Genomic DNA, 11,581 nt, shown 5'->3' with positions numbered 1-11,581 from the left:
CGAACGAGAAGGCGGCGGACACGGGAGCACACCGGACGGCGGCGTACGCGAGTTCCGCATGGACGCGCTGGCCAGGGAGGCCGGCATCACCGTGCGCACCGTCCGCTTCTACCGCGAGCGCGGCCTCATCCCGCCACCGCGCCGCGAGGGCCGCATCGCCTGGTACGACGAACACCACCTGGCCAGACTGCGCACCATCGCCGCCCTCCTGGAGCGCGGCCACACCCTCAACGGCATCGCCGAACTCGCCGACGCCTTCGAGAAGGGCCGCGACGTCGGCGAGCTCCTCGGCTTCGGCGAGCCGACCGAGGAACAGCCGGTCCGCCTCACCCCCGAGGAGCTCGCCGACCACTTCGCGGGCGAGGTCACCCCGGAGAACCTGGTCGCCGCACTGGACCTCGGCTACCTCGGCACCGACGGCGACGAACTCGTCCACATCAGCCGCCGCCTGCTCGACGCGTCATCCACCCTCGTGCGCAAGGGAGTTCCGCTCGCCGCGGTCCTGGAGGCGGGACAGCTCGTACGCGAACACGCGGACGCCCTCGCGGAGTTGTTCATCACGGTCATGCGCACCCACACGCCCGACACCGCGGAAGTGGACATCGAGCAGCTGCGCCCGCTCGCCAAGAGCGTGGTCGAGGCCGAGCTCTCCATGGCCCTGGACCGACGCCTCAAGAAGCCCTGAGCGAGACTTCAGCGCGGCAGCCACCAACGCGCCTTGTAGATCCCGCCGTTCACCAGCTTGTAGTCGCTCTCGGGCCGGTGCACGCTCACCGTCGTGGTCCACCACGTCTCTTCGAGCCCGCTCTCCGGCACGGTGGTCAGGACCTGCCCGGTGCGCGGGTCGTCGCCGACGGCCTTCACCGACTTCCGCGAGATCGCCTCGTGCCCGGCGAAGTCCCGCACGAACACCCCGCTCCGCGTCTCGTACTGGAAGACCGCGGCGCTGGTCGTCACCCACAGCCGCCCGCGCCGCCCGGCGACCGGGAACAGATCGTGCCCGCCCGGCGCCTTGCCCGGCGTGCCCACCGGCAGCCCGACCGCGGACCGCCGCGCCAGCGTGGGCCGCGCGGCCGTACCGCCCACCGTGTACGACACCAACTCGTCGTCACCGACGGCCCACAGCGCCCTGGCCTCGTCGTCCCAGTGCAGCCCGTGCGCGCCCTTGAGCTCCGCCTCCGCGTACCGCGTGGCCCGCGGCCCCCGCGACGCCGCGTACAGCCGCACCCGCGCACCGGTGCTGCACGCGACGGCCACGTTGCCGTCGGGCAGGATCTCGGCGCTGTGCGGATTGAACAGGTCGTCACCGGGACCTATCGCCGTGCCCCAGTACCGCCTGCCCGACGGATGCTCGACGACGGCCACGAAGCCGAACGACGCCGTCGTCAGGACGTACGTGCGCCGCCGGTGCACCCGCACCTTCGCCTCGCACGGATACAGCCAGCTCTCCTCGGGCCGCAGATCCGCGTACCGCTTGTCGCCGAGCGGCGAGAACTGCCAGCGCACCACGGACGGCTCGGCGGCCGGGTCCCAGACGCGGCGCCGCGGGTCCAGCACGAGGAGACGCCTGCTCGCCTGCTCGGTCAGCAGAACGGGCGGCGTCCCGACGGGAACCCCGCCGGCGCCACCCGTCCCGTACGCCTTGTGCGCTCCGTACGTCCGCTGCGCTCCGTACGCCTGAGCGGTGGGCAGTGCCGCCGTGATCCCGGCACCCGCCGCACCCAGCACGACAGCACGTCTTGAAGGCCTGGCCGACACGGAGTACCCCCGAATCCACGGCGGATGGTCATGTACGCGACCGCAATCTGCCATGGCCCGCGGGCCCGGGACAGTCTTCTACCGGACTTTGTGCCGTGTCCCGCCGTCGACCACCCGCCTGGAGGAGGACCCTTCAGCCGGAGGAGGTCCTGGAGCCGGAGGAGGCCTACAGGTCGTAGACCACCGTCACGGGCGCGTGGTCGCTCCACCGCTCGCCGTGGCTCGCGGCCCGCTCCACGTACGCCTTCACCGCGCGCTCGGCGAGGCCCGCCGTCGCGACGTGGTAGTCGATGCGCCACCCCGTGTCGTTGTCGAAGGCGCGCCCGCGGTAGGACCACCACGAGTAGGGGCCCTCGACGCCCGGGTGCTGCGCCCGCACGACGTCCTCGTACTCCGCGAAGACCTCGTCCATCCAGGCGCGCTCCTCGGGCAGGAACCCGGAGTTCTTCTTGTTGCCCTTCCAGTTCTTGAGGTCGGCCTCGCGGTGGGCGATGTTCCAGTCGCCGCAGACGACGACGTGCCGCCCCTCGGCGGCGGCCCGCACCTTGAGCTCCTTCAGGTACGCGAGGAACTCCCCCATGAACCGCACCTTCTCGTCCTGCCGCTCGGTGCCGACCTCACCGGAGGGCAGATACAGGCTGGCCACCGTGACGCCCGGCAGATCGGCCTCCACATAGCGGCCGCTGCCGTCGAACTCCGCCGACCCGAAGCCGACCCGCACCCGGTCCGGCTCACGGCGCGTGTACAGCGAGACGCCGGCGCGCCCCTTGGCGGCGGCGGGCGCGTGCACGACGTGCCAGCCCTCGGGCGCCCGCACCTCCTCGGGCAACTGGTGCTCCTCGGCACGCACCTCCTGGAGGCACACCACGTCGGCCGTGGTCTCGCCGAGCCACTCCACGAAGCCCTTCTTGGCGGCGGCCCGCAGGCCGTTCACATTCACGCTGGTCACAGTGAGCATCCCGGCACGATACCGGCACACTGGACGATGCCACCCCACCCGTTACGCATAGAAGTACGATGGAGCGCATGGATATCCAGTCTCGGGACGCCGCCACCGACGCCGCCACCCAGGCCGCCACCGCCCCCGCCCAGGGCAGCGCCCCCGCCCAGGGCACCATCCCCGCCCAGACCCGTCGGGCCCCCATCCCCGTCCACGTGCGGACCGTCACCTTCGCGCACCCCGACGCGGTCCGCCTCAACGACCGCGTCCAGCTCGAATACGCGGAGCGCTACGGCGACGAGGGCGACGTCACCCCTCTCGACCCCACGATGTTCGAGCCACCGCGCGGCCTCTACCTCATCGCGTACGACGAACACGGCACCCCGCTCGCGACGGGCGGCTGGCGCAGCATGGACGAGAACGGGGAGGGCTACGAGAACGGCGACGCCGAGCTGAAGCGCATGTACGTCACTCCGGAGGCCCGCGGCCTGGGCCTCGCCCGCCGCATACTCGCGGCCCTGGAGGACGACGCGAAGGCGGCGAACCGTACCCGCATGGTCCTGGAGACGGGCACGAAGCAGCCGGAGGCGATAGCCCTCTACCTCTCCAGCGGCTACACCCCCGCCCCAGCGAAGTTCGGCCACTACCGCTTCGACGACCTGAGCCTCTGCTACGCGAAGCCCCTGTAGCCCTGGCCGCGCGCCCCTACCCCCGTACGGCCGACCGCAGATCGAACTCGGCCAGCGCGCCGCCCCCGGCCGGATTGCTGAACCGCAGCCCGGCGTGCAGCACCTGCGCCTGCCCCTGCGCGATCGTCAGACCGAGGCCGAGCCCCACGCCCTTCTCCCCGCACCCGCTCCGGAACCGCTGCGGCCCTCCGGACAGCAGGGACTCCGGAAATCCGCTCCCGGAGTCCCGCACCCGCACCACCCCGCCGTCGACCTCCACCACCACCGGCGCCGCCCCGTGCCGCAGCGCGTTGCTGACGAGGTTGGCGACCACCCGCTCCACCCGCCGTGGGTCCGTCACCACTTCCGCGTCCCGCACGACGTCCACCGTCACGCCCGCCGCCCCCGCGGCCCCGGTCGCCGCCGACCTGCGCACCAGCGCCCCCAGATCGCACGCCTCGGCCGCGACCTGCTCCCCCGCCCCGTCGAGCCGCGCCACCTCGATGACGTCGTCGACGAGCTCGCGCAGCCGCCCGGCGGACTCCCGCACCAGCTCGGAGGGGCGCCCCGGCGGCAGCAGTCCGGCCGCCGTCACCATGCCTGCGACCGGCGTGCGCAGTTCGTGCGCGATGTTCGCCGTCACCTCACGCTCCGCCTGCAACCGCGCGGCGAGCGCGTCGGCCATGGTGTTCACGGCGGCCGCGAGCTGGGTGATCTCGTCCTTCCCGTGCAGCGGGAGCCGCGCCGTCAGATCTCCCTCCGCGATGCGCTGCGCCGCCCGCGCCTTCGCCGTGAGGCGCCGCCCGAGCCGCGTGGCGACGAGCAGCCCCGCCAGACAGGCGAGCGCCGTCCCGAAGCCCCCGGAGATCCACAGCACCCGGTCCAGATCCCGTACGGTCTCCGCCTCCCTGTCGTAGGGGCGCTTCAGCGCGACGACCTCCTTGCCGTACTTGCTCGCGGCCCACATCTGCGGCACCCGCCCGCTGCGGTCCAGGTAGACACCCCACCGTCCGTTGGCCACGGCCCCCGCGAGCGGGCCCGGCAGGTCGACGGGGTCGATGAGGGTGCGGTCCCCGTCGATCCCGGCGGCGTGGTCCTGCACGGCGGTCTGCAGCCGGTCCCCGATCTGGCTGCGCGCGGCCGCGTACTGCGCCTCGACGGTGCGATGGTGCACGAGGAGGCCCATCACGACGGACACCACGGCCGCGGTGCCCGCGATGGCGATACCGATCTTCGTGCGCAGTCCCATGCCGCTCCCGCTCCCCGCGCCCTCAGAGATCCGGGACCGAAAGCCGGATTCCCTGGAACTGCACGTTCACCGCCGCCGCGGGCAGCTCCTCCGGCTTTTCCGGCTCGACGGTGGCCCGCCGGTAGTACGCCCCGCGCTCCTGCCGCTCCAGACCGCTGAGCTTCAGCGTCGCGTCGTACGGCCGCTCGCCGCACCCTGGCCGGCACCACGGGCCGCTGAGCTTCCCGCCGGCCCGCGCGGTCGGGCCGCCCCAGTCCCGCCAGCTCAGCTCCGCGAGCACGACGTACTCGGTGAGTTCCACCGACGTCGGCTGCTGCAGCGGCCGACCGGTCACGTCGGCGAGATAGACGGGCCCGGCCACCCGCGAGGGCCGCAGCGCGGGTCCCTCGACCCGCAGCCCGCGCGGCTCGGCGGAGCACCCGCTCACCAGTACGGCGGTCAGCGCGGCGCCGCAGAGAACGGCGCCCCTCAGAGGGGACGACATGGATCAAATGTATCCAGAGAGACCTGAAACACACGCCCCTGCACACGCCCGCGTCGTACGGCGAGGGCAACGCAAAGATCCCGCCCAGTTCGATGAACTGGACGGGATCTCATGTGCAGTGGACCTGAGGGGATTCGAACCCCTGGCCCCCTCGATGCGAACGAGGTGCGCTACCGGACTGCGCCACAGGCCCTTGCAACGAGTGAAACTCTAGCATCCCCATCCGGGTGCTCGGAAATCCGATCCCGGCCCACTCCTGGCTGGTCAGCCGGGGGGGACCTCACGGTGTGTCACTCGTTGGCCGCGCGCGGCCGGTCGCCGTCCTCGTACTGGTCGAAGAGCGGCGTGCGGCCGCGCTCGCGAGCACGCCGCGCGGACGCCGCCCGGCGCTTGTCGCTGCGCCCGCCGCCCGCGTCGGCGCCCTCGGCACCGTCTATGTCGCCGGGACCCGCGGCCTGCTGCTCGTGCTCGGCGGCCGGTTCCGCCGTGCTCGACCGCACGGAGCTCCAGACGTCGGGCGCGCCCAGGTCGACGCTGCCGGTGGCGCGCGGGGCGACCGGCGCGGTCACGTACGTCGGCAGCGGGACCGGGACCGGGTCCCAGCTGTCGCCGCGGCCAGGTCCGTGCTGCCGCTCGCGCTGCTGGTCGACCCACTCGGCGTGGTCGGTCTGCTCGACGAGGGCGCGGCGGTCCGCGGCGAGTGCGGAGAGCCCGGTCTCCGTCCCGGGGGCGGCTCCCTCCTCCGCCGTCCCGTCGGCGACGTGCTCCGCGCCCGCGGGCCTGCGCCGCGGCTGGCGTTCGCGCAGCCGCTGCGCGGCGGCCTCGGCGCGGCGCCGGTCCATCGTGTAGGTGTACCGGCGCCGCTCCTGGCCGCGCAGATAGACGATGTAGGCGCTGAGGAGCACGGCGGGCCCGGCGGGCGCCCACAGGAAGGCGAGCCCGCCGACCGCGGCGACGACCGTGCCGGCCGTGAAGGCGAGGAAGAGGAGCACCGTCGTACGGCGGCGCCGGGCGAGCACCTTGACGCGCCGGGCGCGCGCGGCGGCCTCCGCCGACGCGGCGCGCTGTGCGGGCGTCGCCCTGGCCGGGTCCTTGGCGGGGGGCTGGGCGCGGGGGGCCGGTGCGGGTTCGCGGGCGGGTTCCCGCTGGGGCTCGCGGGCGGGTTCTCGCTCGGGCTCGCGCTCCCGCTCGCGTTCGGGTTCGCGCTCCGCCCGGGGGATCGCCGGGTCGGTCAGGGGCGCGACGAAGGACCGGACGTCCACCGAGCCGGTGATGCCGTCCGGGTCGTCGAGCGACTCCCCTTCCTCGGGCGAGCGCGCTTGCAGGTCCTTGGCGTATCGGCGCTCCATCCCCGCCCGTCCGGACAGCAGCCGGATGGCGGTGCTGAAGCGTTCCGTCGGACGGGCTTCGTTCAGCTCGTCCTGCCTACGGAGCCACATCGGCACCAAGTAGGCGGCCCAGGCCCCGACGATGACTGCGTAGATGAGGCCGCTGCTGCTCACGCTCACACGGTAGAGGGGTTTGCATGAGGCCATCTGCCAATTGCGCCGGTGTGTCGCACGATCTGGCTGATATCTCGAACTTTTTTTGTGACTGGTGCGATCAACGGGGCGCCGACAGCGTGAAATTAATGCCTGAGACAAGTCTCATACTCGCCGAGGACGGTCTTTCAGCGATCAATTCGAACATTTATTTCATTAACGCGCGGTGGGTACGGCCTAAGCCGTGTGCCGAGGTCGTGCCTGGTGCCAGCGGCGCAACAACCCTTCCGGCACCTCCTCGGCGGTGAGCGCGAAGACGAGATGATCGCGCCACGCACCGTCGATGTGCAGATACCGCGGCCGGAGACCCTCCTCGCGGAATCCGAGTTTCTCCACGACCCGTCGACTCGGCGTGTTCTCGGGGCGAATACAGACCTCGATACGGTGCAGCCCGACCGAGCGGAAGCAGTGGTCGACGGCGAGCGCCACGGCGGTCGGCATGACCCCGCGGCCCGCGACGGACTCGTCGACCCAGTACCCGACGTGCCCCGAACACATCGATCCCCAGGTGATCCCGGCGACCGTCAACTGCCCCACGAGACGGCCCTGGTACTCGATGACGAACGGCAGCATCCGGCCCGCGCCCGCCTCCGCCCGCAGATGCCGGACCATCTGGCGGTACGTGGGGCGGTGCACGACCGGGCCGCTGGGGGTGGGCGGCGGGATCGTCGCCTCCCAGGGGCGCAGCCAGTCGCGGTTGCGCCGGTTGACCTCGCGCCAGGCCCGTTGGTCACGCATCTTTATGGGACGGAGGGCGACATCGCCGTCCGTCAGCTCGACGGGCCAGGAGGAGCCGTTCAGCTCACACCCCCTGCGGGCTGGGATGGTCGCCGCCCCGCAGCTGGTCGACGGCGTGCCTCAGCAGCGGCTCCAGGACGGCGAGTCCGTCGCGTACGCCTCCGGTGGAGCCGGGCAGGTTCACGATGAGCGTCCGGCCCACGACACCGGCGAGGCCACGCGAGAGCACGGCGGTGGGGACCTTGTCCCTGCCGTACGCGCGAATCGCCTCCGCGATGCCCGGCACCTCGTGGTCGATGACGCGGCGGGTGGCCTCGGGGGTGCGGTCGGTGGGCGAGATGCCGGTGCCGCCGGTGGTGAGGATGACGTCGTAGCCGGCCTCGGCGCCCGCGCGCAGGGCCTGTTCGACAGGGTCGCCGTCGGGGACGACCTGGGGGCCTTCGACGGCGAAGCCGAGCGCGGTCAGGCCCTCGGCGAGGATCGGGCCGCCCTTGTCGGCGTAGACGCCCGCGGCGGCGCGGTTCGAGGCGGTGACGACGAGCGCGCGGTACCCCTCGCTCATGCCCGCGCTCCTTCCCGGCTCCACGTCCCCGACTTGCCGCCGGTCTTCTCCTCGACGCGTACGTCCGTGATGACGGCGCCCTTGTCGACGGCCTTGACCATGTCGACCACCGTGAGGGCGGCGACGCTCACCGCGGTGAGGGCCTCCATCTCGACGCCCGTACGGTCCGTCGTCTTCACCGTGGCGAGGATCTCGACGGCGTCGTCCGCCACGGAGAGGTCGAGCTTCACTCCGGAGACGGCCAGCGGGTGGCAGAGGGGGATGAGGTCCGGGGTGCGTTTCGCGCCCATGATCCCCGCGATCCGCGCGGTGGCCAGCGCGTCCCCCTTGGGCACGCCCTCGCCCCGCAGCAGTTCGATCACGCGCGGCGAGACCAGGACGCGGCCGCTGGCGCGGGCCGTGCGCGCGGTCACGTCCTTGGCGGACACATCGACCATGCGGGCCGCGCCCGCCTCATCGATGTGGGTCAGTCGCTGCTGGTCAGGGGCTCCGGGGGTGTCCCCCCGGGAATTCGCGGTCATGTGCTTGGCGCTCCCGGTCCGGGCCCCGCGCGGTGCGGCGCGCGGGCCTGTTGTGCGCGACACGGTACCGCGCGGGCGGCCTTCTCAGCCGAGCAGGACCACCTCGACGTCCGCGCCCGGCTCCACCGACGTGGTGTCCTCGGGGACGACGATCAGCGCGTCGGCGTGTGCCAGCGCGGCGATCAGATGCGAGCCGGACCCGCCGACGGGCGTGACCTCGTCCGCCGCCGCGTCGTACCGCCCCCGCAGGAACTGGCGGCGTCCCTCGGGCGACTTCAGCGCCTCGTCCGACGCCAGCTTCGCGCGCGTGGCGGGCCGGTGGACCTCGGGGAGACCCATGAGCGTGCGGATCGCGGGGCGCACGAACAGCTCGAAGGAGACGTACGAGGAGACCGGGTTGCCCGGCAGCGCGAGGAGCGGGGTGTGGTCGGGGCCGATGGAGCCGAAGCCCTGCGGCTTGCCGGGCTGCATGGCGACCTTGCGGAACTCGACGCCGCTGCCCGCCCCGATGCCGTCCTCGGCGTCCGGGTCGCCGACGGAGGTCAGGGCCTCCTTCACGACGTCGTACGCGCCCACGCTCACGCCGCCGGTGGTGACGATGAGGTCGGCGCGGATCAGCTGGTCCTCGATGGTGGAGCGCAGCGTCTCGGCGTCGTCGCCGACCGCGCCGACGCGGTAGGCGATGGCTCCGGCGTCCCGGGCTGCGGCGGTGAGGGCGAAGCTGTTGGAGTCGTAGATCTGACCGCTCGCCAATTCCTCGCCGGGCTGGATCAGTTCGCTGCCGGTCGACATGACGACCACGCGCGGGCGGGGGCGCACCTTCACCGTGCCGCGGCCGATCGCGGCGAGCAGGGCGATCTGCGGGGGGCCGAGGACGGCACCGGCGGTCAGGGCCCGGTCGCCCGCCCGGACGTCGCTGCCCCGGGCGCGCACATGCGCGCGTGCCTCGGCGGGGCGGTGCACGCTCACTTCTCCGGAGGCGCCCTCGGGGGCGGCGCTGTGGGCGCGCATCCCGGAGACGGGGCCTTCGCCCAAGCCACCGTCGGTCCACTCCACGGGGACGACGGCCTCGGCGCCGGGCGGCAGCGGGGCGCCGGTCATGATGCGGGCGGCCTGGCCCGCGCCGACGGTGGGCTGCTCGCCCGCGCCCGCGGCCACGTCGCCGATGACGGTCAGGACGGCGGGGAACTCCTCGCTCGCGCCCGCGACATCGGCGACGCGCACCGCGTAACCGTCCATGGAGCTGTTGTCGAAGGGCGGCAGCGAGACGGGCACCGTGACGTCCTCGACCAGGACACAGCCCTGGGCGTCGAGGAGCTGGAGCTCGATCGGTTCGAGCGGGCGGACGGTCGCGAGGATGTCGTCCAGATGCTCTTCCACCGACCAGAACTGGGTCCGGCCGGTGGTCGGTGTCGTCGTGCTGCTGCTCAAAGTGCTACATCTCCTCGGTGACGTAACTGCGAAGCCAGGTCTGGAAGTCCGGGCCCAGATCTTCACGTTCGCACGCGAGTCTGACAATGGCACGCAGATAGTCGCCTCGGTCACCGGTGTCATAGCGGCGGCCCTTGAAGACCACGCCGTGCACCGGGCCGCCGATCTTCTCATCGGCCGCGAGCTGCTGGAGGGCGTCGGTGAGCTGGATCTCGCCGCCGCGGCCGGGCTCGGTCTTGCGCAGTATGTCGAAGACGTGGGGGTCGAGGACATAGCGGCCGATGATCGCGTAGTTCGACGGGGCGTCCGCGACGTCGGGCTTCTCGACCAGGTCGGTGACCTTGACGACGTCGCCGTCCTCGGTGGCGTCGACGGCCGCGCAGCCGTAGAGGTGGATCTGCTCGGGGGCCACCTCCATGAGGGCGATGACGCTGCCGCCGTGCTGCTCCTGGACCTCGACCATGCGGGCGAGGAGCGGGTCGCGCGGGTCGATGAGGTCGTCGCCGAGGAGCACGGCGAACGGCTCGCGGCCGACGTGCGGAGCGGCGCACAGGACGGCGTGACCGAGTCCCTTGGGGTCGCCCTGGCGGACGTAGTGCATCGTCGCGAGGTCGCTGGACTCCTGGACCTTGGCGAGGCGGGCCTCATCGCCCTTCTTCAGGAGGGCGGACTCCAGTTCGTAGTTGCGGTCGAAGTGGTCCTCCAGGGGGCGCTTGTTGCGGCCCGTGATCATGAGGACGTCGTCGAGACCCGCGGACACGGCCTCCTCGACCACGTACTGGATCGCCGGCTTGTCGACGACCGGCAGCATCTCCTTGGGAGTCGCCTTGGTGGCCGGCAGGAAGCGCGTGCCGAGGCCCGCGGCGGGGATGACCGCCTTGGTGATCCTCGCGTGTGGGGGGTGAGACTCTGTCATGCCGCCACCATATCCGGTGCGTATGTGCGGAATCTGTGGGTCCAGATAATTCAGAGGCATATGCGCCCACCAGGAAGGATTTGTGAATTCCCTATGAGCACAGCCAGCGGAACCGGCACGGGTGGCAACCCAACCAAGCGCATGTTGCGGCGGGACTTCCTCACGGTGAGAAGCGGGTTGCCTGAGGATGACGCGCAGAAGGCGGCCACGGTTCTCGCCGACCGCGCCCTGGAGCTGCCGGAGCTCGCCGACGCGCGGACCGTGGCGGCGTACGTCTCCGTGGGGAGCGAGCCCGGCACACGCGCACTGCTCGACGCCCTCCACGCGCGCGGGACCCGCGTCCTGCTGCCGGTGCTGCTCGCGGACAACGACCTGGACTGGGGCGCGTACGACGGGCGGGGCTCCCTCGTCCGCGTGCAACACCGGGGGAAGATCGAGCTGTTGGAGCCTTCGGGGCCGCGGCTCGGGGCCGACGCCGTCCTGGAGGCGGACGCCGTGCTGCTGCCCGGGCTCGCCGTGGACACGCGCGGGATGCGGCTCGGGCGTGGCGGCGGATCGTACGACCGGGTCCTCACCCGCCTGGAGCGCTCGGCCGCCGACCCCGCTCTCGTGGTGCTCCTGTACGACTCCGAAGTGGTCGCGCACCTCCCCGAAGAGGCGCACGACAGGCCGGTGCATGCCGTGGTGACGCCGTCGGGGGCACGCCGCTTCCGCTGATTCCGTCGAAGAGCCCGTCACGGCCGGAAGGGCCCTCCACGCGCGCGTGGAGGGCC

The 11,581-nt window shown here is 72.4% G+C and carries 13 protein-coding genes and 1 tRNA gene; 3 read left to right on the top strand and 11 right to left on the bottom strand.

Translation table 11 applies throughout. The features are described from left to right. Window positions 1-58: 58 nt before the first annotated feature. On the top strand, window positions 59-685 hold the full coding sequence (locus AB0N81_RS04635) for a MerR family transcriptional regulator (protein WP_365355682.1): 627 nt from the start codon (window positions 59-61) through the stop codon (window positions 683-685). An 8-nt stretch (window positions 686-693) separates the two neighbouring features. Here the strand turns inward: AB0N81_RS04635 and AB0N81_RS04630 are convergent, their stop codons facing one another. Next, the gene (locus AB0N81_RS04630; protein WP_365355597.1) at window positions 694-1,728 is read right to left on the bottom strand and encodes a DUF6528 family protein; all 1,035 of its coding nucleotides are present in this window, start codon (window positions 1,726-1,728) and stop codon (window positions 694-696) included. Window positions 1,729-1,924: 196 nt separating this feature from the next. Continuing rightward, window positions 1,925-2,716 (bottom strand): exodeoxyribonuclease III, encoded by a 792-nt coding sequence (locus AB0N81_RS04625; protein ID WP_365355595.1) that lies wholly within the window; start codon window positions 2,714-2,716, stop codon window positions 1,925-1,927. A 185-nt stretch (window positions 2,717-2,901) separates the two neighbouring features. On the opposite strand from AB0N81_RS04625, the gene AB0N81_RS04620 reads away from it, so the two are divergent. Continuing rightward, window positions 2,902-3,387 carry a GNAT family N-acetyltransferase gene (locus tag AB0N81_RS04620; protein ID WP_365355681.1) on the top strand — a complete coding sequence of 162 codons (486 nt, stop codon included), beginning with the start codon at window positions 2,902-2,904 and terminating at the stop codon, window positions 3,385-3,387. 16 nt (window positions 3,388-3,403) lie between these two features. Here AB0N81_RS04620 and AB0N81_RS04615 read toward each other — a convergent pair whose 3' ends face one another. The 9 genes from AB0N81_RS04615 to galU form a co-directional block, all read right to left on the bottom strand. Further along, window positions 3,404-4,615 (bottom strand): HAMP domain-containing sensor histidine kinase, encoded by a 1,212-nt coding sequence (locus AB0N81_RS04615; RefSeq protein ID WP_365355593.1) that lies wholly within the window; start codon window positions 4,613-4,615, stop codon window positions 3,404-3,406. Window positions 4,616-4,637: 22 nt separating this feature from the next. Then, on the bottom strand, window positions 4,638-5,099 hold the full coding sequence (locus AB0N81_RS04610; RefSeq protein WP_365355592.1) for a hypothetical protein: 462 nt from the start codon (window positions 5,097-5,099) through the stop codon (window positions 4,638-4,640). Window positions 5,100-5,218: 119 nt separating this feature from the next. Beyond that, window positions 5,219-5,292: transfer RNA gene (locus AB0N81_RS04605), tRNA-Ala, on the bottom strand. A 97-nt stretch (window positions 5,293-5,389) separates the two neighbouring features. Further along, window positions 5,390-6,601, bottom strand: a complete 1,212-nt coding sequence (gene glpR, locus AB0N81_RS04600) for a gephyrin-like molybdotransferase receptor GlpR (RefSeq protein WP_365355591.1) — start codon at window positions 6,599-6,601, stop codon at window positions 5,390-5,392. Between the two features lie 216 nt (window positions 6,602-6,817). Then, complete coding sequence (locus tag AB0N81_RS04595; protein WP_365355680.1) at window positions 6,818-7,441, bottom strand: GNAT family protein; 624 nt, start codon at window positions 7,439-7,441, stop codon at window positions 6,818-6,820. Window position 7,442: 1 nt separating this feature from the next. Beyond that, window positions 7,443-7,940 (bottom strand): MogA/MoaB family molybdenum cofactor biosynthesis protein, encoded by a 498-nt coding sequence (locus AB0N81_RS04590; RefSeq protein WP_365355589.1) that lies wholly within the window; start codon window positions 7,938-7,940, stop codon window positions 7,443-7,445. After that, window positions 7,937-8,461 carry a cyclic pyranopterin monophosphate synthase MoaC gene (moaC, locus tag AB0N81_RS04585; protein ID WP_365355588.1) on the bottom strand — a complete coding sequence of 175 codons (525 nt, stop codon included), beginning with the start codon at window positions 8,459-8,461 and terminating at the stop codon, window positions 7,937-7,939. Before moaC ends, AB0N81_RS04590 begins: the two co-directional genes overlap by 4 nt. Before the next feature lie 84 nt (window positions 8,462-8,545). Further along, a complete protein-coding gene (glp, locus tag AB0N81_RS04580) occupies window positions 8,546-9,892 on the bottom strand; it encodes a gephyrin-like molybdotransferase Glp (RefSeq protein WP_365355587.1) in 1,347 nt (448 codons plus the stop codon). A gap of 4 nt (window positions 9,893-9,896) precedes the next feature. After that, a complete protein-coding gene (galU, locus tag AB0N81_RS04575) occupies window positions 9,897-10,808 on the bottom strand; it encodes a UTP--glucose-1-phosphate uridylyltransferase GalU (RefSeq protein WP_365355586.1) in 912 nt (303 codons plus the stop codon). 141 nt (window positions 10,809-10,949) lie between these two features. On the opposite strand from galU, the gene AB0N81_RS04570 reads away from it, so the two are divergent. Continuing rightward, window positions 10,950-11,525 (top strand): 5-formyltetrahydrofolate cyclo-ligase, encoded by a 576-nt coding sequence (locus AB0N81_RS04570; protein WP_365355678.1) that lies wholly within the window; start codon window positions 10,950-10,952, stop codon window positions 11,523-11,525. Window positions 11,526-11,581: the final 56 nt, after the last annotated feature.

It is taken from the genome of Streptomyces sp. NPDC093510, from assembly GCF_040683555.1.
Lineage (GTDB): Bacteria > Actinomycetota > Actinomycetes > Streptomycetales > Streptomycetaceae > Streptomyces.
This window is presented reverse-complemented; position numbering and strand designations above follow the sequence as displayed.

Coding starts and splice junctions, on each gene's coding strand:
- moaC (WP_365355588.1), bottom strand. CDS start 8,461: ATGACCGCGAATTCCCGGGGGGACACCCCCGGAGCCCCTGACCAGCAG.
- AB0N81_RS04570 (WP_365355678.1), top strand. CDS start 10,950: ATGTTGCGGCGGGACTTCCTCACGGTGAGAAGCGGGTTGCCTGAGGAT.
- galU (WP_365355586.1), bottom strand. CDS start 10,808: ATGACAGAGTCTCACCCCCCACACGCGAGGATCACCAAGGCGGTCATC.
- AB0N81_RS04615 (WP_365355593.1), bottom strand. CDS start 4,615: ATGGGACTGCGCACGAAGATCGGTATCGCCATCGCGGGCACCGCGGCC.
- AB0N81_RS04635 (WP_365355682.1), top strand. CDS start 59: ATGGACGCGCTGGCCAGGGAGGCCGGCATCACCGTGCGCACCGTCCGC.
- AB0N81_RS04590 (WP_365355589.1), bottom strand. CDS start 7,940: ATGAGCGAGGGGTACCGCGCGCTCGTCGTCACCGCCTCGAACCGCGCC.
- AB0N81_RS04625 (WP_365355595.1), bottom strand. CDS start 2,716: ATGCTCACTGTGACCAGCGTGAATGTGAACGGCCTGCGGGCCGCCGCC.
- AB0N81_RS04610 (WP_365355592.1), bottom strand. CDS start 5,099: ATGTCGTCCCCTCTGAGGGGCGCCGTTCTCTGCGGCGCCGCGCTGACC.